The organism is Spirosoma endophyticum, from assembly GCF_900112365.1.
Classification (GTDB): Bacteria; Bacteroidota; Bacteroidia; order Cytophagales; family Spirosomataceae; genus Spirosoma; species Spirosoma endophyticum.
The window spans coordinates 69943-91745 of the sequence record NZ_FOLQ01000018.1; the positions used below are offsets into that span (position 1 = coordinate 69943).

A 21803-nucleotide genomic window follows, 5' to 3' on the forward strand; every position below is an offset into this window, starting at 1 on the left:
GACTGAAAATTTTCAGATTATTTTTTTAAGAATAATGGCTACGACGCGAAAAAGGGCCGTTTACAGACAACAATGCCAATAGTCTGGAAAGCGTATTTGAAAATAATGGCTCAGGAGATTCTGGAACAAGCTATCAATACGTTCGAAAAGAGCGATTTGAGTTGTCTATACAGTCTTTGTGGACAATATGAAAGGCCATCGCCATCCGTAATAGCCGGCTTAGGCCCTGATTACGGGCTTCAATATTGACGCCAATACCAACAGAATTATTTTACCGGTTGGCGTCAAAAATCGCATTAATCACAAGAATTTCGAGTGATTGGTCAGCCTATAACAAGCTGCCGAATGGCCGAATACGCTGCTTTTTGAACGCTAAGGCTTATACGTTTAAGTAATAGTACTACTCGATCCATTACGTATTTCTGGGTTGTCATCATCGACCACATCAAGTCGCTACGTTGCTACTTACTGAATTTCCAACAGGTATTGTTGGGTAGTCTCCTTATCCCTATCCTATTAAATGATGTACTATGGACTGGATTTCATCTTCATGCCGCGGATGGTGAGACTATTAGTAGCGTTCATTCGTCTCAACCATAAGTCTACCCTTTCGACATTCCTAGCACGTTCCTATGCCACTCACACGTTCCAGGCTACTCCTTATTCTATTTGTTTTCAACTCGCTGCTCACGCAGGCACAGTCTGACAGAAACGACCCCGATCCGACTCGCTGGATTAACTATGCGCAGACATACTACAAAATTCCGATTGCGCAAAATGGTCTTTACCGCATCACAACAACTGATTTCCAACAGGCAGGAATACCCATCACTCAGATCGATCCAACGACCGTGCAGTTATTTCATCGGGGCGTTGAACAGGCCGTTTATCTGGAAGGCGAAATCGATCATCAATTCGACTCCACTGACTTTCTGGAGTTCTACGGTCGGGGAAACGACGGCGCGCAGGATTCGTTGTTGTACAAACCGCACACGGCTCAACCTCATACGTATTACAGTCTGTTCAATGACACGACAGCCTATTTCCTGACATGGCGACTCGATGGAAAAGCAGGTAAGCGTATGAAAACGTATACTGATACGGCCTATGCCAACCTGACTCCGGAAACGTATCATTGGGCCGAGGAAGTACGCTTGTTTACGGATACGTACCCCGGTTGGGCCGCGGGCATTCCACCCAAAATTGAATACAGCTACTACGAAGTGGGCGAAGGCTATACAGGTTTGGTGCAGCAGAAAGACAAGCCTTATGCTAACGTTTTTCAACTCACGGACCCTGTCACAATCGGCCCCAAGCCGCAAGTGGACGTGCTGCTGGTGGGTCGTGAGTTCACCAACCATCGGGTCGAGTGTCTGGCTGGCCCAACAACCAGTTCCCAGCGACTGTTGGATACGGTCAGGTTTTCAGATTATGACAACGCGCATATCCGTCAGGATGCCAATTGGCAGGATATTGGAAAGGACAATAAACTCGTGATCTCAACTATATCGCGGGGCGACTCCACTACGCCCGACCCCTATTCAGTGTCCTATATCCGGCTGCGGTATCCTCAGAAAATCACCAATGATGGGCAACCCATGCGCCAGTTTCGGCTCCTACCAAACGCCTTGGACCGATCGCTGGTGGACGTAGCAGACGTGTTGCCCAACACACGTTTCTGGGATATTTCAGACTCAAACGCCCCCATCCGAATCGGCATCACAACTCCAACAGCAAAATCAGCAAGGCTTGTTGTGCAGGGAACCGATACGGCACGGTGTATCCTAAGCGCGAGCCAGTTCAAAATAGTGCCGGGCATTCATCCCATAGCGTTTACAGACTGGACGAGCCGAAAGCCAACGTATCTGATTATCAGCCATGCCGATTTAATGAAACCCGCCCATGGCACAACGAATGCCGTTCGGGGGTATGCTACGTATCGGGCGTCGGCAGTCGGTGGTTCCTATGATACATTGACGGTTTCGATGCAGCAACTGATCGACCAGTATAGTTACGGTGAGCGAAATCCATTAGCCATACGTCGGTTTGCCCGACAAATGCGCCAGCAAGGCAAGGGTTCCTTGCAATACTTGCTCCTCATTGGTCGGGGGCGCAGCACGCCCGGTATTCGGCGTGACTCGAATCAGGCCACGCTGGACAGGGTCATGACCGGCGGTTTTCCTGGCTCTGACATCGTATTTACGGAAGGGCTGGACGACAATGAACCAAATGTACCGGCGATTCCAACCGGACGTATCAATGCGGAAACCCCTCAGGAGGTTATCAATTACCTGAACAAAGTAAAAGAATACGAACGCCCAACCGCCGACCTGAGCTGGCGCAAAACTCTACTGCACTTGAGCGGGGGCGAAACGCCGTACGAAGCCAGTCTATTTCGGCACCTGCTCGACTCATACCGGGATCAGGCCATACAGCCATTCCTGGGGGCACGGGTAACGACCATTTCTAAAGAAACCGATACGCTGGTCGAGCAGGTTAACGTAGCAAAACCAGTCAATGCGGGCGTTGGTCTGCTGACATTTTTCGGCCACTCAGGCCTGGACGTAACGGATCTGGACATTGGCTTTTGCTCCAATGACGCGCTGGGCTATGCCAATAAAGGCAAGTACCCGCTGCTACTCATCAACGGCTGCGCCATTGGTAATTTCTTCTACGGTCGCCCAACGCTCACGACGGACTGGGTACTTGCCCCAGATCGGGGTGCTATTGCGGCCATTGCCCAAAGCCATCTGGGCTATACGGATGTGCTGGATCAGTACAGTCTTACGTTTTATGCCCTCCTGACCGACAGTACGCAGCTTTATAAATCCATAGGACAGCTTCAGCAGGAAACGATCCGGCGAGTACTACGTCAATCACCCGATGGCCGGGCGTTGGCCAACTGTCAACAAATGGTTTTGCAGGGCGATCCGGCTATACATGTATTTCCGTTCAAAACACCCGACTACGTACTGACGGCCGGTGGGCTTAGTGTACAGGCCAGCAACCAACAACCCTTAACTACACTGAGCGATTCAATTCAGATTCGGGCGATTGTCCAGAATATCGGGCAATATTGGTCGGGGCAACTGCCGGTTCGCGTTCGCCGGTCCGTCAACGGGCAGAAGTCAGCTGTGTTCAATACGAGCCTGCCGCACGCCATCGCTAACCTCGATACACTGACGTTGACCTTCCCGAACGAAGGAAATAGTGAGGGCCAAAATCAGTTTGAGGTAACGATCAACCCCATCGATTCGCCTGCGACACGTCGTGAAACCAATCACGACAATAACGTAGCAACAGTTGACGTAACGCTTGCCGGGCAAAAGCCCGTACTGATTTATCCGGCTCCCGGCAGTGTGATCAAAACGACTACGGTTCGATTAATGGCTCTGTACCTTGGCAACGGGTTACACACGTTTGATCTTGACCTCGATAGTACATCTCATTTTGATAGCCCTTTTAGGGTTTCGCAACGTATCACGGCCACAAACACAATTAGTTATCCAACGACTTTACCTGACCTTTCCAATAAGATCTATTATTGGCGTGTCCGGCTGGCTGACAAAGCTAACGATCCTGACTCATGGTCAACGGGTACGTTTATTTATGCGCCGAACAACACCGTCACAGGTTTACCCGAAGGTCAGATTCGACTGGCAACTCCCTTACCTACGGATAGTCAACAGGGTGATATTGTTAACCTTCCGATTGAGTTCACGAATCTAAGTCCGTACCCATTTCTGGATTCTCTGGTTGTCCAGCAAACGATTTACTCGGCGGGTCTGGTTAATCCGCAAACAACACGTTGGCACGTGAAGGCCCCAACGGGCAGTGATACGTTGCGATTTACGACCCGTATTGCCACCGAGAAATGGCCCGGCATTAACCGACTCGTGCTAACGGTTAATCCACGGGTTCAACCCGAATATTCATTCCTCAACAATACCCTTGACCTGCTGATTCCGGTGCAGCCTGATACATTCGCGCCGTTGCTCGAAGTGGCTTTCGACGGTGCTCGCATTACCGACGGTTCGACTGTTTCGGCGAAACCACTCATTGATATTGTTGTTGCGGATGAGAACCGTACCCTTATCCGGCGCGATACAGCAGGGCTGAATCTGTATCTCCAGCGACCCGGCAAGAATACCATTTTTGAGCGATTAAGCTGGCGAACTGCCAAAATTCAGCCAGTGGGAGCCGATAATGTATTTCGACTGCGCTATCCGTCGGCAATGTTACCAGAAGGCTCATACCAGTTGTTAGTAACTGCCCGCGACGCTGTTGGTAACGAGGCTGTACCGTATAAGGTCAGTTTTCGCGTGCTGAACGAACGGAAGCTAACAGACCTGACGGTTTACCCGAATCCGTTCCGCGATAACGTATTGTTTTCCTTTCAGTTAACGGGCAATCAAGCACCCAGCACGCTGACACTCACCCTTACGGACCTGAGCGGGCACGTAGTACATCAGCTACATCAGTCGGGACGCATTGGTCTGAATGAGTGGCAATGGAATGGCCGAACGGAGGGTGGCGATGCACTTCCAGCCGGAATTTACATCTACAAACTTACACTTAGTGACGCAGACGGCACCGCCTGGCCCGTCGCTAATAGTTTGCGAGGTGAGCTCAACGGCCGCATTCTTTTAATCCGCTGATGCTGAACAAACATTCATCTTTTTCAATACTATCAGGCAGACTTAAACGAGGGTACTATGTACCCGCCCTAACGGGTGTGCGGGCTGTGGCTGCTTACCTGGTTTTCCTGCATCACTACAACCCAGCCCCGCCCGATACTTTCGCCAATCGGCTGTTTACCCATGGCTACATTGGTGTATCAGTGTTTTTTGTTCTGAGTGGCTTTCTTATGTATCATCGCTATGCTGACGATTATTTAGCTCAGACGAGTTGGTCATGGCGGACATATTTACAAAATCGGTTCGCGCGGATTTTTCCACTGTATGCATTGATTCTTATTGGCACAGTTAGCGTCAATACCGCCACTGGAAAACCAGTGAGTTGGCCGCTATTTGGCTTGAACGTTACGTTGTTGAGCGGTTTTTTCAACGAGTATAAATTCAGTGGTATTGCCCAGAGTTGGAGCCTGACTGTTGAGGTCTGTTTTTATCTGTCAGCCCCGCTCCTATTCATCCTGCTCCGACGCTGGGGCGCCTTCTGGCTGACAATCGGGCTAGTTGGTATTGGGCTACTACTCTGGGCAACCGTCGGCCAACTTGCCTGGCACGGCTCATTTAGCCCCTTTCCGTTTATGATGTTTTATACCTTTTTCGGCAGGGCCTTTGAGTTTATAGTCGGGATGTGGTTATCTCAAAAATGGCGTCAAAATAGACTTCCCAGCTCTGGGCACGCTACGTTATGGAGTTTGCTGCTGATCGTTATTTGTGTGTTCTGGCAAGCCAGTGTATCCATGTTCATCGCCAACCCAACCAGTTTATTTTGGAATGAAGTCGTTGTCTATAACTACGTTCTACCCGTTGGTATTGGCCTGTTTTTAATGGGCTTACTTCGCGAAAACTCCATTATTCATCTCATATTGTCGCAACCCATTTTTCAGCATCTAGGCCACAGTTCTTATGCATTTTACCTCATTCACATCGGCGTAATACCCAGCGGATTACGTAAACTTGGCGTAACAAATAATTGGTTGCTTTTCGGGCTTCTGGTGTTGATTGCCTATGGCTTATACGTAGTGGTTGAGAAGCCATGCCAACGGTGGTTGCTGCGTAGATAATGAAGGAGGGTTGAACTATTAATTTCTTTTCTCCTATGTTTACCATGCCCAGACCAGGCGGCTGTTTACGAAACTCTTAATACCAAACCAATGAATGAAGTCAAATTTAATATCGCAGTTTTAATTGATGGCGATAATGCTCAAGCTAAGTTGATTAAGGAGATAATAGAAGAAGTATCAAAATACGGAAAAGCTACTATACGGAGAATTTATGGGGATTGGACAACTCCACAAATGAATAGTTGGAAAGATCTGATCAATCAATACTCTATCAGTCCAATACAGAAATTTTCTTACACGACAGGGAAAAACTCAACCGACAGTTCCCTTATAATTGACGCTATGGATATTTTACATAGCCACAGTGTTGATGGGTATTGCATCGTCTCAAGCGACAGTGACTACACGGGCCTCGCCAAGAGAATTAGAGAAGAAGGACTATTTGTAATGGGCATAGGCCGACAGACGACCCCGATAGCCTTTGTGAACTCTTGTGAGGTTTTTACTTTTACCGAAAATTTAACCCCGCAACTGGAGATAATCCCCAAAGCAACAGATGTTACACATCCTGAAGAATTGACCTCAAAAGCGCCTGCCAAGCGGTCAAAAAAACTAGAATCTAAAAAAGATTTTCCGCAGATCGATTTAGGCAATATTGACAAGGCTTTCGAAATTTCCACTAACGAAGACGGAGGAACCTATATTTCTAAAGTTGGTCTAGCGCTCCGGAAAATTGATCCAAGTTTCGACCCGAGAACGTATGGCGTTAAAACCCTTACCCAACTTTTTGAGAGTTTAGACAAGTATGTTGTCATCAAGAATGAAGTAAATGGTCTAAACCATCCCCTGGTAAAGCTAAAATAAGTAGATCTTACATAAATGCTGTTAGGCTAGTGGACGTTTTGAGACAGCCGTATTTTAACTGAGTGGTAATGCGGAACCCCCTCATCCATCTGGCTTTCCCTAATCCCAGCACTCCATAATCAGCAGATCGCCGGTTTGGGCTTCGATCCGTACGAAGCCATCTTCAGCCGCTTCGTTACTACTGCTCGTTCGGTAGCCGAGTTTTAACGTAGCATCCTCAAGATTATACTTTAGCCCTTCCGATGTAAAGCCGGTCACTGTTCCCACGGGGATGAGGGAAATGGGCGTTCCAGCTTCGTACCACTTTTCGAATCGCCCGACGAGTGGGAAAATTTTGGAATGATCGTCGATCATAACGATACGTATCTGGTCTTTGTACCGGACAATGTTTGTCATATTCGTCAGGCTGTGATCGGCCCGACGGCCCGTTGCCCACACAATATTGACGGCCGGAAAACCGCGCTCAATGAGGTATTCGATACCTTTGTCGAGATCGGTCTTATCCTGATCGGGGGTGTGAACGATGTCCAGCGGATACTGCTGCGCCCGAATCATGTCGAGGTCAAGATCGCGGTCGAAGTCGCCGAGCAATACGTCGATTTTAATGCCCAGATCGAGCACCCGCCAGATGGCACTGTCGAGCACGACGACAACCGGGCTCCATTCGAGCAGTTGACCGAGAAGCTCCGGCTGACAGGCTTCGCCATTGGCAATGAGCAGGGCCGGTTCCTGTTTATCGCGGACAATATGATGAGATGACATAGTGAGCAAAGATAAATCGGCAAGTCCTGTGAATACTGATTATTTTTGTACCTCTATAACGAATATTTATTCCGTTTTGCAACGCGTTCTCAGCTTTCTAACACTCCCTCGTTTGGTGGGTTTATACGTAGTTCTTTTCTGTGCGGTGGCGCTCCAGAACTACTTACTGGGGTTTGGCAACTACAATAACTACCTGATGTTTGCGCGGCCGTTTCACAATCTGCTGCTCGACAAAAGCATTTACGGCCTGCATCCCGAGCTGTATGACGACAACTACAAATACAGCCCGACGTTTGCCTGGCTGATGGGGCCGTTCTACTACTTACCCGTGTTGTTTGGCATGACGATGTGGAACCTGCTTAATACGGTCGTGCTGCTGGCGGGTGTCTGGTTTTATTTATCCGACGAAAAAGACCCCGCTCAGCAGCGTCGGGTAGCCCTGCTCATCATTATTCTAGAGGCTCTCATCACTGCGCAAAACCTGCAAAGCAACAACATGATTGTGGGGTCCATGCTGCTGGGACTTTATTTTCTACGTCGGGAACGGGTCTGGCAGGCGGCTTTTTTCTTCGTGCTTTGCTTATTTATTAAGTTCTACGGCGTAGCGGCTGCGGGCTTTTTTCTCTTCTACCCAAAAAAGCCTCAGTTCATCCTGGCCATGATCGTGTGGACAGTTCTATTCGCCCTTGCCCCCCTGACACTGATTTCGCCCGACCACCTGATGGCCGAGTATGAAGAGTGGTTCCGGTTGGTGGTTGAGGTTAAATTAGGCTTACAGGTATCCGTAATGGGTATTGCCGAAGCGTGGTTCGGGATGTCCAAAACCGATGATAACTACCGCATCATCGAAGCCATCGGCGCTACGTTGTTTTTACTGCCGTTTTTACGATTTAACCTCTGGAAAGACTGGCTGTTCCAACGGCGGATGATCGCGTATTTCTTCCTGTTTATGATTGTCTTCAACAAGATGGCGGAGTCGCCAACTTACGTAATGGCCGTAACGGGCGTAGCGCTTTGGTGGACAACGCTCTCTGAACCCACCCGGCTAGACCAGATTCTGCTGGCGCTGGTCATTGTATTTACGTCGCTTTCGCCCACAGATATTTTCCCACAAGTGGTGCAGAAGCAGTTTTTCCAGCCGTATAATATCAAAGCTCTACCGTGTTTGCTGGTGTGGGCGCGGGTACAGTACCAAATCTGGATGCAACCGTCAAACAGCAACCCGTCCGTTATTGCAGACTCCGCAATGCCTTCTCAATATCAGCCGGATCGTCAACACTAGGTGTTTGGTAATTCGTCTCAACAAGTTTGATTCGATAGCCCGCTTCGAGCCAGCGAAGTTGCTCCAGTGATTCCGCCTGTTCGAGCGGAGACGGTGGCAATTCCGTGATTTTCCCAAGGATATCCGCGCGATACGCATAAAGACCAACATGACGATGGTAAGCATGGTGCTTGTGCCACTCGGCAGGGTCTACGCGCCACAAATAGGGGATGGGTGAACGGCTGAAATACAGGGCTTCATTCCGCTCATTGACCGTAATTTTAGCTTCCTTGGGATCGTGCAACAGCTCCGCCGAATCGACGGACGTCATCTGCGTAGCCAGTTCAACGGTTCCGTCCAGGATAGCCGCCAGTTCATCAATTTGCGCAGGATCGAGGAAGGGCTCATCACCCTGAATATTAATTACATAATTCGATGAGTCGTCGTCTATTTCGCCATCTTCCACCAACCGATAGTATGCCTCCCAACAGCGATCAGTCCCACTGGGGTGGTCAGTACGTGTCATGATGGCTTCTCCACCCAATTGCCGAACAGCCTCAGCAATACGGTCATCGTCCGTAGCTACCACTATTTTCGACAGTGATGTTGCCTGATTCGCCTGCTCCAGAACCCGCTGAATCATGGACTTACCGCCAATATCGGCCAGTGGTTTGCCCGGAAAACGCGTTGATCCGTAGCGGGCAGGAATTATTCCGATAATCATGATTAAAAAAAAATTAACACAGAGATGCACAGAGAAAAACGGAGATTCACAGAGTTTTTTTTATATTTTCTCTGTGTTTCTCTCCTTATCTCTGTGTTAGCCATCAGTTGATTCATTTAGGTTCTGGACCGTTCTCTCCCACCACCCAATATGTTGGGTTGATGGCCTGTCGTTGCTGATAATACTGATCGTAAAGGGGTCGATAGCGGAGTCGTTCATCCATAACCGAGTCAAATTGACCCAGTAAACCCAGCAACAATTCGGAGCTTTCCCGAACGGCAAACTGGCCGCTCTGGCTCCCTGTCACGTAGTCAACAAGGCCGTTTTTCACTACGTAGTTCGTGAACAGTGGATTCGCATCCCGACGGACCATTACCCGCACTCCGGCGACTTCGGCCACCGACAGATCGAGCGCATCGTCGAAGAAAAAAGCCACTTCGTGGGGCTGTAGATTCTGCTGATCCAGAAAATGCGTCAGTACATCAATTTTATGCTTTGCCTGCGAATAGTAAGCATGAAAATGCTCCCGACGAACCAGCGTTTCGGCTAGATCGTTTGTTACGCCCGTGATGATGGCCGCAGCGGGTAGTTGACCACTGTGATGCATCCACAAGCCAAACCGGAGTAGGTTGGTACCCATCGAATCGACCTCACTGAACGTACTACTGCCGGCTTCGGTCTTGATACCGTCGTTAAACACGCCGTCCCAGTCAAAAATAATAGCCCGTACAGCGCGCAATTTCTCCGTTAACGTATCAACAGGTGTAACAAATTGACCGCCAAGCGCGGAGAAAGTTTTTTCGATCATTTTATAGAGTGAATGATGAAGAGTGAATAATGGAGAATAACCATCATGAAGTTATTCTCCATTATTCACTCTTCATCATTCACTAATTAAGCTAGTTCTGGCAATGTATTCCGGTATTTCACTTCTACCGCGTGCAGTTCGAGAAGTGGTTTCAGAAATTCCTCTAAATACCGGATATCCAATTGGCTGGCCGCGTCGCAAAGAGCCTCGGAAGGGCAGGTATGTGTTTCTACAAACAGGCCATCGACACCCGCAGCTACACCCGCCCGGGCTAAGACAGGCAGATATTCACGGGCTCCACCTTTGGCATCCGCCGATGGAATACCGTATTTACGGATGGCGTGCGTTACGTCGAAAACCACTGGATAATTGGTACGGGCCATGTGGTAGAAACTACGGGGATCGACCACCAGATCATTGTAGCCAAAGGTGTAACCACGCTCCGTCAGGATGATCTGATCGTTGCCTGAATCTTCAACTTTCTTGACCGGGTGCTTCATATTTTCCGGCGCCAGAAACTGTCCGTGCTTGATATTGACCACCTTGCCTGTGTTGGCAGCGGCTACGACCAGCATGGTTTGCATACACAGATACGCTGGAATTTGCAGCACATCCACTACTTCGGCAACGGGCGCACACTGGTCAGGATAATGAACATCGGTCAGCAGTGGGAAGCCGAATTGCTCTTTCACTTTTGCCAGAATCTTCATACCCTTGTCGATGCCTGGACCATTGTAATAGTTCAGGCTAGAGCGATTGTCCTTTTGAAAGGATGATTTATAAATGATTTTGATACCGACCCGCTCCTGAATTTCGCGGAGTTGCTCGGCTACCGTCATCATAATTTTTTCGTCTTCAATAACACAGGGACCGCTGATGAGGAACAACTCATCTGACCCACATTCTATGTCGCCAACGCGAACGATTTTCTGAGACATTATTTTGTCGTTTTTAAATTACCTGGCTATCATTCTTCTGACGTTGAAGAATGGAATTAAGCAGAATCAGTCCGGCTCCCAACATCACTGAAACATCAGCCATGTTGAAGATACCCGTCTGGAAAATACCGAAACTGAGGTGTAAAAAGTCAGTCACTGAACCGTAAGCCATTCGGTCAATAATATTTCCAATGCCTCCACCGATGATGAAACAAGCGCCGACCACAAACAGCCGGGGCGTATTAAACTTAACGAGTAGATACCCAAAACCCAGAACGATAGCGATCAGCGGCAGGGCAAGCAGCAGTATACTTTTAAGGAGTGGGGGCCATGAATCGCCTAAGCTTAAAAAAGCACCTGTATTTTCGACCTTGGCAATCGTTAGATGACTGTTCAACAGACAAATACTTCCACCATCACCAATCTTTTCCCGCACAATCGTCTTGGATACCTGGTCGCACCCAATGTTCACCGATACGGTGAAGACAATAAGTAGGACCCTGGTTAAATTTTTCATCAGTCAATTATCGGATAGACACACTACGTTATAATCGCCGGAACAAGTCTTTCAGCAGATCAATTGTGATGACCTCCTGCCAGTTGTCGCCGATAGCGTGCAACCACATATGCGGCAGATTATACGAGACGTGCGCCATTTGAGTAATGGTATCGTCGCTCCACTCTTTCGATAAACCCTTCGGTAAATCAATCTGATGATAGGCTACCATTTCTTTAAATTCAGCCACTCCCTGCGGATAATAATCGGCAAGGTGATTCATGATCAGGCAATTGGCATAACAATGGCGAGTTCCCAGAATCTTCGACAGGCCGTAGCTGAGTGCGTGACAAACACCCACTTCAGAATACGTAAGGCTCAAGCCACCCATCATCGAAGCGACCATGAGTTTGTCGTCGTTCTCCGCTGTCTGACCGGAGTTCTCGCCCAGATACACTTCGCGGCAAAGCTTCATGGCCTGCTCGGCGTACGCGTGCGAATAGGCATTGTTCATTCGCCCATTCTCCGACTCAATGCAGTGGATATACGTATCCATGCCGGTATAAAACCACCAGTTGCGCGGTACACTGGCGATCAGGTCTGGATCGAGTACAATCTGGTTAAACACAGTCCACTCGCACTTAAGGCCCAGTTTTTTTACCGGTCCTGTTAGTACAGCCGTCATCGACACTTCGGCCCCTGTTCCCGAAATGGTCGGTACGCCCACGTGATAAACGCCCGGCTTTTTGATCAGATTCAATCCCTGATACAACGTCGACGACCCTTCGTTGGTCAGCATCAGCGACAACGCTTTGGCAATATCCATGATGCTACCGCCACCAATGCCTACGACACCCGACGGAAGACCTTTTTTGGACAGAATTTCGTCGCGAAGCCGGTCAATCTGGTCGGTTGTGGGTTCGTGCTCTTCAACGCTGATGTAATACGTCAGATCTTCGGCATGAGCCGGAACCTGACCTTCGAGCGGTTTGCCCTTGAAATAATTATCAACCAGAAAGACAAAATAGCCTTCATTGTCGGCACGGCGTGGAGCCAGAATTTCGTCAAGCTGGGAAAAACTCCCCCGCCCGTAAACGGTCTTCTCGACCCCTTTGAAATTTTTATGCGTGGTTTGTGTTAGTGCTGCTACCATCTTGTTGTTAAGCCATATTGGCTAAAAAATTGGTCTTTTGTGGCAACGAGTGTTACGCTTCTACCAGTGTTGCTTTGCGAACGGCGGCTTCGATATTGGTAGCCAGTATGGCAACTTCTTCGGTTGTCCAGGTGGCCCGAATACCGAACGAAATTAATCGTCCTATGGTCGCCTGTGCATTCGGGATATCCAAGTTTTTATAGTCCTGCGGTGCACCGAATTTTTCGATGGCCAGCGCTGAAGCCGTCCGCATTTCTTTGATATGATCCCACTGATTAATGAAGTGGTACATATTCGTGAACCAGTAATTAAACCCGCCTACGCCAGCCGCATTTAATTCAGCGACAGTGCGTTGTGCAGTTTCCGTATCGGGCATGAGTATGTTCAGGAACGTAGCAGAATCGCCATTGGCATCGGGAATTTGCGCGAACGCTACGCCCGGTACCTGTCCCAGCACGGTCATGAGCTGAGTTTTGTGCGCGTTGTTACTCTTGATAATGTCGGGTACCCGACGCGCCTGAACTAATCCAATGGCTGCATGGAGTTCGCTGATCCGGTAGTTGAACCCCAGAATCGGATGCTGCTCCATTCCCCGGTTGGAACCGATGTGGTCGTGGCCGTGGTCAGAGTATGAATCGGCGTGTTTGTAGGCAGTTTCGTCGTTAGTGACCATAATGCCGCCTTCGCCCGCCGTTGCAATCTTGAAAAAATCGAATGAATAAGCGCCGGTTTTACCCCACAATCCCGTAGACGTGCCTTTGTAGCTTGCGCCCATCGCCTGGCCCGCATCTTCGACCAACACCAGATTGTGCTCGTTCACTACGTCCATAATCGCGTCCATATCGGCCATTTGACCACACATGTGCACTAAACAAATGGCTTTCGTTTTGGGCGTAATAACTTTACGAATTCCCTCTGCACTTAGGCAAAGTGTCTCGTCAATATCAGCGAAAACGGGTAAAGCGCCGATCATCAGCACCGATTCAACCGTAGCGATGTAGGTAAACGGGGGAACGATGACTTCATCACCCGCACCGATTCCGGCGGCAGCCAACGCACATAAAACAGCCGTTGAACCACTCGACACGGCATGTGCGTAGTTAGCGCCAACTACTTTGGCAACCTCAGCCTCAAACTCACGAGCTTTGTAAATATTGTTACGCTGCGCTTCGTGATTGTACCGAAACAGGATACCAGTCTCAAGCACATCGTTGATTTCCTTGCGCTCGGCCGCTCCAAAAAATTCCATTCCTGGCATGACGTAATCTGTTTAGAAAGTCGCTTCGGAAGTTTTCGTTAAGCGACCGTTATTTTTTTACAAAAGTACGGTATTTGTTTCGTAGAGACCGCACCGGCGGACCGGCAATCCTTTGCATCTCCTTACGCGTCAGTAAAAAACCATCCGGGATAGGAGACGCTATCAATACGGAATTCGTTTTTCCATCGCAACCCATTCCTGAAAAACGGCATCGGCTTCGCTACGTAGCAGTTGGTGCATGGGAATGTGTCGTTGTTCACGCGGTTTATCCAGTTCTTCGTAAATAAACTGATCATCGAAACCGGCGCCGGCGGCATCGGAATGGAAAGCGCCGTAGACAATCCGGTTGGGACGCGCCCAGTAAATCGCCCCTAAACACATAGGGCAGGGTTCGCAGGATGCGTATAGTGTGCAATCTTCTAACTGGAACGTACCCATATTTTGGCAGGCATCGCGAATTGCGACGACTTCGGCGTGTGCCGTCGGGTCATTGGTTGACGTGACCTGGTTGCATCCCCGACCTACAATTTCTCCATTGCGAACAATGACGGCACCGAACGGACCACCCTGTCCATTTATCATGCCTGTCCGGGCTAATTCGATAGCCTCCCGCAAAAAATATTCATCCTGATCTGTCATTCTGGCTTTGTATTAAAGAGCGGCTACATATCGTGTAACGGCCAACTGAGCGGCACTGTTTTTCTGAAAGGTGGCCGGAGCCAGTGCATCGCGCAGGGATTCGTAGAGATACATCACTTCCCACAAACTACTCACCAGCACATCCCGTTCGGGCATCGCTACGGTCCTGCGCAGTTGCGAAAGTTCAGCCACGCCAAAGGTAGTTTCTGCCCGACGAACGCCCCGAGGTAAACTCGAATTCTTGAGATGTAGCATTGGGCCAAGCACGGCGTTTCGCACAAAAGCCAGAAAATCAATGGCTTCGAAATACTCACCCCGACCAACTTTGAGGGCCGCGTAATGTGCCCAAATCCAGAAACGGTCTTCGGTCCATTGAAAATCGAAGGGAGGGTAGTGGGCCGATGACTGCTGAATAATGTTCGTCAATGTTTGCTCCCGCTCCCACAGAACAATTGGATCTTCAACCCGATCGTAGAATTCATCCGGCGTTAAAAACTTGATATCAACATGCAATAATGACGATTCAAAGAGAGCGATCAACAGGCGAGGCTCACCCACATGATCGCCCCGAAAGGACGCCAGCATCAACCCTAATCCAGCTGCGTATTCCTGCATCAGAGACAGATCAGGCGCTATTTTTCGATTCGTAACCAGCACCAGATCAAGGTCAGAATAAGCATCTACTTCGCCGGATGCCCATGAGCCACCAGCCGCTAAACCAACCGTATCAGGGTCTTGCTCAATGTGCTCAATAGCTTTTGTAATGAATAATTGAAAGGGCTTTAAATGAGGTTGCATTGGTCGTTACGCCGTGTCACCGGTGCGATTAGTAAATTATCGCGGAACAACGCTGCATTTGGATTAGTTCAGCCAACGTTTCGCTTCTACTTACCGGATTGGCAGGACAATACCTAACCCGTTTTGGCCTGCCGAGAGTAATAGACGCTCCTGTTTGTCACCCCGGTTTTTAAAAATGAAATAGTTAACCAGATCAAAGGCCAGCAGAAAGCCGCCCTGCGCCATAATGGATTTACCATAACCCCGAAGTTGATCGGCCTTGTCGGGGTGAGATTCGGCCCGCTCGCGCAGATACGCTCCGCCCACTACGTAGGCTACGTCCAGACCCGCATTGATCAGCAAAATCTGCTTCATGTTTTCGTGTTGCCGCACAGCATCGGCCAGCGTTTCGCTATTCGCGTTTCGTTTCCGGGAACCTAGCAGTCCGGCCCCGGCGATACCAAGATTGACCAGGTTCCAGTACACGTTCATCTTATGAAAGTACTTCGTCTCGCCCGATGTCTGTCCGGCCGCAACAGCACCAACAGCAATGTTCGCCAGGGCAAAACTGCCGAGGGTTAGCCCCAGTGTTTTCTGGTGTTTGATGCGTTGCTCACTAAATGTTTTTAGTTCTGTAGACAGTGTGCTACGTTGGGCCGTTGCGGTACTACCGAGTAACACCGAGCTAGCTGCAAACAGAAGATGTCGGAGTGAATTCATGCGATGCGATTTCGGTATGAACCCGGTAATTAACTACGTTGTTTCAGAGCGGCCAGCGCTGCCGGATCGTTTACATTCAACAGTTCGCGAATGTCGGGAGCCGTGAGTAAGTGAGTGTCATTCATCATCAGAAACTTGCGCGGTGACCATTGTCCAACCGCAATAGCTTTTTCGATAATCAGTTTGCTTGAAGCTTCCCAAATACACAGCAGTGGTTCAGGAAAACGTCCGTCCGAATCATAAAAAGCAGTCGCCAATTTTGCTGGATTACGTCCCTTAACGAGCGCATCGAGCGAACGCGTACTTAACAGCGGCATATCGCAGGCGACGACCAGCCAGGCAGTTTCCGGATGTTGTTGAAATGCCGACAAAATACCATTCATCGGTCCCGGCCAGTCGTAGGTATCAATAACAATGGGCCGGCTGGTCGATGATTCGTTACGTGCCTGCTCCGGGTTCATCGACCAGTAAACAGTGTCACAATAGGGACGTAGTAAATCGGTCAGGTGTTCACGCTGGGGTTTCTTATAATACACCAGTTGCGATTTATCCTGTCCCATCCGGGTGCTACGTCCCCCAATCAGCACTAAGCCGTTGAGTGTAGCACGGACATCCTGTCCACTGTCACCCAAACTGGCGGATAGGATGGCCACGTTACGCTCGCTTGAAATCCCGTTTGCCACCCGTTTTCTCCATTAGTTTGGTTTCCTGAATAATAATGTCGTGCGAAAAGGCTTTGCACATATCATAGATCGTCAATGCGGCCACCGACGCCCCAACCAGCGCTTCCATTTCGACACCCGTTTTTCCTTCGGTCGAAACCAGGCAATTGACAATGGCATCTGTGCCTTCGGTGGTGATGGTAATCTGGCAATTATCCAAGCCAAGCGAGTGACAAAGCGGAATCAGGTCGTCGGTACGCTTAGCTGCCATTGTTCCGGCAATAATCGCCGTTTGAAACACCTGGCCTTTCTTCGTAACAATATCCTGTCCGGTCAGGTGCTGCATAATATCGGGACCCAGCGCCACTACGCTCTGGGCGCGGGCCGTCCGGCGCGTAACGGTTTTGGCACCCACGTCGACCATCGCGGGATTTCCTTCGGCGTTGAGGTGAGAAAAAGAGCTCATTTGAATGAATTATGAATTATAAATGATGAATGATGAATAGATTGCGCTCAGGGGCCAAAATTCATCATTTATAATTCATAATTCATCATTTTCCCATGCTTTCCGTTTCCGATGCATTCGCCATTACTCAGCAGCACCTGCTGACCTTAGCTGTTGAAACGATTTCACTCCATGACGCACTCGGGCGCGTTCTGCGTGAGGCAGTCCATGCTGACCGCGATTTCCCGCCCTTCAATCGTGTGGCGATGGATGGCATTGGTATTCAATTTTCGGCCTATGCCGCCGGGCAGCGAACGTTTCCACTGGCTGGTCAACAATTTGCGGGGAAAGCTCAACTAACCCTGACCGATGCAGCCGCCTGCCTGGAAGTGATGACCGGCGCCATGCTTCCCCGTGGCGTTGATACGGTCATTCGGTATGAGGACGTAACAATTTCATCGGGTCAGGCCACTATCACGATTGAAGATGTTGAACAGGGGCAACACATTCACGCCCGGGCCACCGACCGTCGGTTGGGTGATGAACTGTTGCCTGTCGGTACGTTGCTTAGTCCATCGGCTATTGCCGTAGCCGCTTCAGTTGGGCAAGCGACCGTATCGGTAACGAAACTTCCGCGCGTAGCGCTCATTTCTACCGGCGACGAATTGGTGGATGTTGCCGAAACGCCACTGCCTTACCAGATTCGGCGGTCAAATACGTATATGCTTCGGGCCGCGCTGACGTCATTAGGCATTCAGGCTACATTGCACCATATCGTTGATGATGAAGCCATTTTAGCCAAGCAGTTGGCGGAATTACTTGCCGAAAACGACGTACTGATTCTGAGTGGAGGGGTTTCGGCCGGGAAAGCCGATTTTGTGCCGGACGTACTGGCCCGAATAGGGGTTCAAAAGCAATTTCATAAAATCGAGCAGAAACCGGGAAAACCGCTTTGGTTTGGAACGGCATCCAGTAAAACGGTTTTTGGGTTACCCGGCAATCCAGTCTCGACCATACTTTGTGGGTACCGCTACGTGCTACCTTATCTGCGGGCGTCGCTGGGGCTACCACCCGCACCCGTTCATTACGCGCAACTGGCAAAGCCGGTGGTTTTTAAACCTGCTCTTACCTACTTCCTGCCCGTGCGACTCACATCCGACCCCGACGGTCGAACATGGGCTCACCCGTTGCCAGGCTCTGGCTCGGCCGATTTCGCCAATTTGCTGGAAGCCAACGCGTTTATGGAACTACCCGCCGAGCGCTCAGAATTTGGTGAAGGTGACAGTTTTCAGGTGTGGTTGACAGAATAGTTTTTTTTTAACAGAGCGGTACGCAGTACACAGAGAGAATGCACCATTGTGTACTCCGGGCCGCTCTGTTTACTACATACCGTTTGATTAGTTGTCGATTGACCCTATTTTTAGGTTTTCTACATTTGGGGTCCTTTAAACCAAAATAGTGTTTAAAACGACGTATTATGGAGACTCTTCGTGTAGCGACTGCCCAGTTTGAAAACGCAAGTGGCGATAAAAATTACAATTTGGGCATGATCCGAAAGCTGTCGGCGCAGGCCGCTCAGCAAGGTGCGCAGGTTGTTGCTTTCCACGAATGCTCGGTAACGGGCTATACGTTTGCCCGCCATTTGTCGAAAGAACAATTGCTGGATCTGGCGGAATACATTCCCGACGGCGACAGTATCCGGGCATTAACTGAGATTGCCCGCGACAACAATATCGTCGTGCTGGCTGGATTATTTGAAAAAGACGCCCAGGACCAGCTATTCAAAGCGTACGTATGCGTTGACAAAAATGGACTGGTCGCCAAGTATCGAAAACTGCATCCGTTCATCAACTCACATCTGTTACCCGGTGATCAATACGTGGTTTTTGATTTATACGGCTGGAAATGTGGCATCTTAATCTGCTACGACAATAACATCATCGAAAATGTGCGGGCCACGGCACTGCTGGGAGCCGACCTTATTTTCATGCCCCACGTAACGATGCTAACGCCCTCTACCCGGCCGGGCGCGGGTTTTGCCGATCCGGCCTTATGGACAAATCGGGAGAACGATCCAACGTCATTACGGCTGGAATTCGACGGAATGAAAGGCCGGGCCTGGTTAATGAAATGGTTACCGGCCCGGGCCTACGATAATGGTATTTATGTGGTCTTCTCCAATCCGATTGGCATGGATGATGACCAATTAAAAAACGGCTGTTCCATGATTATTGATCCTTTTGGCGACGTCATTGCGGAATGCCGACAGCTAGGCAATGAGGTCGTTACGGCAATCTGCAATCCCGAAAAACTCCGTCAGGCGGGTGGTTATCGCTACCGCAACGCCCGGCGTCCCGACTTGTACGGCGATATCATCAGCCAGGAACATGCGTCCAACCAAAGCGTCGTTTGGATGAATCCCCCGGAAACGGAAAACCAATAAGTCAGAATTTTCGGAATGCCAGTGCCACGGTTGCCACACTATCGAAACAAAACCGTGGTACCAGGCTTGACTAAAACCCTGGAAGTCAGTTGCGCGTTGCCGACGATTTACCAGCCGGTTCAACCACTAATCCTTCGTTCGGCTTCCATTTGTCATACTCCATGTAGCGGGCAGTTTGCGTCGCAACGTCAATCCCTTTAAGTTTGGCCACTACGTGTAGCGCCCCATCAATGCCGGCCGAGACGCCCGCCGTGGTAATGATTTGACCATTATCGACAAACCGGGTATTCCGCAAAATTTTAGCGTTGGGCGTGGCTTTTTGCAAGGCATCAATGTAGTTATGGAACGTAGTGGCCTGCTTGCCATCCAATAGGCCAGCTCTGGCCAGTAGACCAGCTCCGGTGCAAACCGACAACATGATTTCTGCCCGCTCAGCGGAGGCTTTTATCCAGTTAATGAGTGGTTTATTTTCCAGAAAAGGGCCCGTTTGACCACCCGGTAGCACAACAATATCCGGCTTTGGGCAATCCGTAAGGCTGTAGTTCGGCACAATTTTGATGAAGCCCTGGCTGATGATGGGCTCTTTCGTGAGCGAAACGGTGTAGACATTAAAGCCTTCCGTCGAAGCAAATACTTCACTTGGTCCCGAGAAATCCAGCACTTCGACCCCGTTATGAATAAAAATCGCTACGTTACGTTTCTGCGAGGTTTTCTGTTTCCCACGAATCGAATCCATCAGGACGACACTACGTTTGACAAGGGTCATACCGCAATGTTTGCACAGACCGGGCGCATTGTGCCGCTCCAGATCGCACGCACTGCCACAAGGCGCACAGTAATAAGCCATTACCTCACTCACTTTTGCCCGTTTTTGGGCGTTAGTCAGCCCGGAAAAGGAAATGAATAGAAAGGCCAGGACCAGCGATCGGACGGAATAAATAAGTGTGTTCATAAGGAGATTCGTAAAGAGGAAAATGAATGTCGAGCAGACGTAGTAGCATCTGATTTTTGCCAGATACGGCGTAATTGCCGGGCGTCCTGAAAACCACATTTGGCCGCAATCGCGTCCATCGTTATGCCTGGATTATTGATCAAGGTTCGGGCCAATTCGAGCCGAAGCAGGGTTGTGTAGGCATTGATGGTTGTACCCGTTTCTTTGCGAAACGTTCGGGTCAGGTTACGGATACTCATGCTGGCGATTTCGGCTAGTTGGCCAAGAGTCGTTTTTTCAGCCAGATTCGCAATCAGCCAATCCTGTAACTGATGAATCGCTACATTCATGTGGTTCCGGTAATCCAGGTAAACACTCTTCTGCGAATGCGATTCACCGCGCCGGAAATAAACGACCAATTCGCGGGCGACCTGGGTGGTGAATAACGGGCCCTGTTGCTCTTCCAGGATGGCCAGTGCCAGATCAATGCCCGCCGTTACGCCCGCACTGGTATAAATGCCGTTATCCTTCACAAACAGCTTCTCGGGTTGCGTATTCAGTTGCGGATAGTTCGTTTGCAATTCGTCTAACCGCTTCCAATGCGTCGTGCATTTCCGGCCATCGAGCAATCCAGCCTGAGCCAGCGTAAACGCTCCCGTACAAACCGAGCATAAATAAACACCCTGCTCATGCTGACGCCGGAGCCAGTCGAAAAAAGCGCTTCCCTCCTCTCTGAACTGGGCCGAACGGATATACTCCATGTCCATACCGGGCAGAAAAATATAGTCGCCGGGTTGCGTCGAAACGGACTCAAAAGGCAATACCGATCCAAAACCCAAACCTGCCGAACTGGTAACAGGCTGTTGGAAAGAGCAATACGTCAGTTGATACGAAGCTCCGTACTCTCTGGCTTCGTAAAAAACCTGAACAGGGCCTGTCAGGTCCAGCACATGGACCCAGGGCGGCACAACGAAAACAACCTGTACAACGCGCGACATCGGATGGCTGAGCTAGTTCGTAAAAGTACGGGGTATTTTTATCCTCAGGCAGCCAATCGCCGGACATTTTGGGCCATCTTCTAAACCATCATTTTCTCTACTACGTAGCCGTTTTGATCGAATGCCTGTAACGATACATGCTAGGTGAAATACCTGTTCGATACGCGATCTG

Annotated in this window: 20 protein-coding genes; 6 read left to right on the top strand and 14 right to left on the bottom strand. The window is 49.7% G+C overall.

The window, feature by feature from the left end; genetic code table 11:
• The first annotated feature begins 632 nt into the window (after nucleotides 1-632).
• The 3 genes from porU2 to BM202_RS28190 all read left to right on the top strand — a co-directional run bounded on the left by porU2 (nucleotide 633) and on the right by BM202_RS28190 (nucleotide 6616).
• A complete protein-coding gene (gene porU2 / locus BM202_RS28180) occupies nucleotides 633-4658 on the top strand; it encodes a putative type IX secretion system sortase PorU2 (protein WP_093832517.1) in 4026 nt (1341 codons plus the stop codon).
• On the top strand, nucleotides 4658-5752 hold the full coding sequence (locus BM202_RS28185) for an acyltransferase family protein (protein ID WP_093832519.1): 1095 nt from the start codon (nucleotides 4658-4660) through the stop codon (nucleotides 5750-5752). Before porU2 ends, BM202_RS28185 begins: the two co-directional genes overlap by 1 nt.
• 90 nt (nucleotides 5753-5842) lie before the next feature.
• Nucleotides 5843-6616, top strand: coding sequence for an NYN domain-containing protein (locus BM202_RS28190; protein WP_093832521.1), 774 nt, complete (start codon nucleotides 5843-5845; stop codon nucleotides 6614-6616).
• A gap of 99 nt (nucleotides 6617-6715) precedes the next feature.
• Here BM202_RS28190 and BM202_RS28195 read toward each other — a convergent pair whose 3' ends face one another.
• Entirely contained in the window at nucleotides 6716-7378 is a 663-nt protein-coding gene (locus tag BM202_RS28195) for a thiamine diphosphokinase (protein WP_093832523.1), read from the bottom strand.
• Between the two features lie 76 nt (nucleotides 7379-7454).
• Here BM202_RS28195 and BM202_RS28200 point away from each other — a divergent pair, with 76 nt between their 5' ends.
• Complete coding sequence (locus BM202_RS28200) at nucleotides 7455-8660, top strand: glycosyltransferase family 87 protein (protein WP_245776812.1); 1206 nt, start codon at nucleotides 7455-7457, stop codon at nucleotides 8658-8660.
• On the opposite strand, the gene kdsB is transcribed toward BM202_RS28200, so the two are convergent.
• The 11 genes from kdsB to moaC form a co-directional block, all read right to left on the bottom strand.
• Nucleotides 8608-9363 carry a 3-deoxy-manno-octulosonate cytidylyltransferase gene (gene kdsB, locus BM202_RS28205; protein WP_093832525.1) on the bottom strand — a complete coding sequence of 252 codons (756 nt, stop codon included), beginning with the start codon at nucleotides 9361-9363 and terminating at the stop codon, nucleotides 8608-8610. The two genes, BM202_RS28200 and kdsB, sit on opposite strands and share 53 nt — an antisense overlap.
• 112 nt (nucleotides 9364-9475) lie before the next feature.
• Nucleotides 9476-10171, bottom strand: coding sequence for a phosphatase (locus tag BM202_RS28210; RefSeq protein WP_093832527.1), 696 nt, complete (start codon nucleotides 10169-10171; stop codon nucleotides 9476-9478).
• 86 nt (nucleotides 10172-10257) lie between these two features.
• Nucleotides 10258-11109, bottom strand: coding sequence for a 3-deoxy-8-phosphooctulonate synthase (gene kdsA, locus BM202_RS28215; RefSeq protein WP_093832529.1), 852 nt, complete (start codon nucleotides 11107-11109; stop codon nucleotides 10258-10260).
• A 13-nt stretch (nucleotides 11110-11122) separates the two neighbouring features.
• Nucleotides 11123-11626 carry a signal peptidase II gene (lspA, locus tag BM202_RS28220; RefSeq protein ID WP_093832531.1) on the bottom strand — a complete coding sequence of 168 codons (504 nt, stop codon included), beginning with the start codon at nucleotides 11624-11626 and terminating at the stop codon, nucleotides 11123-11125.
• A gap of 28 nt (nucleotides 11627-11654) precedes the next feature.
• Nucleotides 11655-12758 (bottom strand): iron-containing alcohol dehydrogenase family protein, encoded by a 1104-nt coding sequence (locus tag BM202_RS28225; protein ID WP_093832533.1) that lies wholly within the window; start codon nucleotides 12756-12758, stop codon nucleotides 11655-11657.
• Between the two features lie 52 nt (nucleotides 12759-12810).
• A complete protein-coding gene (locus tag BM202_RS28230) occupies nucleotides 12811-14016 on the bottom strand; it encodes a DegT/DnrJ/EryC1/StrS family aminotransferase (protein WP_245776813.1) in 1206 nt (401 codons plus the stop codon).
• 162 nt (nucleotides 14017-14178) lie between these two features.
• The gene (locus BM202_RS28235; RefSeq protein WP_093832537.1) at nucleotides 14179-14655 is read right to left on the bottom strand and encodes a nucleoside deaminase; all 477 of its coding nucleotides are present in this window, start codon (nucleotides 14653-14655) and stop codon (nucleotides 14179-14181) included.
• A 12-nt stretch (nucleotides 14656-14667) separates the two neighbouring features.
• Nucleotides 14668-15453, bottom strand: coding sequence for a hypothetical protein (locus BM202_RS28240; RefSeq protein WP_093832539.1), 786 nt, complete (start codon nucleotides 15451-15453; stop codon nucleotides 14668-14670).
• Nucleotides 15454-15543: 90 nt separating this feature from the next.
• Nucleotides 15544-16152, bottom strand: a complete 609-nt coding sequence (locus tag BM202_RS28245; RefSeq protein WP_093832541.1) for a DUF6992 family protein — start codon at nucleotides 16150-16152, stop codon at nucleotides 15544-15546.
• A 29-nt stretch (nucleotides 16153-16181) separates the two neighbouring features.
• Entirely contained in the window at nucleotides 16182-16805 is a 624-nt protein-coding gene (locus tag BM202_RS28250) for an NTP transferase domain-containing protein (RefSeq protein WP_245776814.1), read from the bottom strand.
• Between the two features lies 1 nt (nucleotide 16806).
• Complete coding sequence (gene moaC / locus BM202_RS28255) at nucleotides 16807-17280, bottom strand: cyclic pyranopterin monophosphate synthase MoaC (protein ID WP_093832543.1); 474 nt, start codon at nucleotides 17278-17280, stop codon at nucleotides 16807-16809.
• 95 nt (nucleotides 17281-17375) lie between these two features.
• Between moaC and BM202_RS28260 the strand changes: the two genes are divergently transcribed.
• Nucleotides 17376-18569 carry a molybdopterin molybdotransferase MoeA gene (locus tag BM202_RS28260; RefSeq protein WP_093832545.1) on the top strand — a complete coding sequence of 398 codons (1194 nt, stop codon included), beginning with the start codon at nucleotides 17376-17378 and terminating at the stop codon, nucleotides 18567-18569.
• Nucleotides 18570-18736: 167 nt separating this feature from the next.
• A complete protein-coding gene (locus BM202_RS28265) occupies nucleotides 18737-19702 on the top strand; it encodes a nitrilase family protein (RefSeq protein ID WP_093832547.1) in 966 nt (321 codons plus the stop codon).
• A gap of 85 nt (nucleotides 19703-19787) precedes the next feature.
• On the opposite strand, the gene BM202_RS28270 is transcribed toward BM202_RS28265, so the two are convergent.
• Nucleotides 19788-20654 (bottom strand): DJ-1/PfpI family protein, encoded by an 867-nt coding sequence (locus BM202_RS28270; RefSeq protein WP_245776815.1) that lies wholly within the window; start codon nucleotides 20652-20654, stop codon nucleotides 19788-19790.
• Nucleotides 20651-21631, bottom strand: a complete 981-nt coding sequence (locus BM202_RS28275; protein ID WP_093832549.1) for a GlxA family transcriptional regulator — start codon at nucleotides 21629-21631, stop codon at nucleotides 20651-20653. The genes BM202_RS28270 and BM202_RS28275 overlap by 4 nt, the downstream gene beginning before the upstream one ends.
• Nucleotides 21632-21803: the final 172 nt, after the last annotated feature.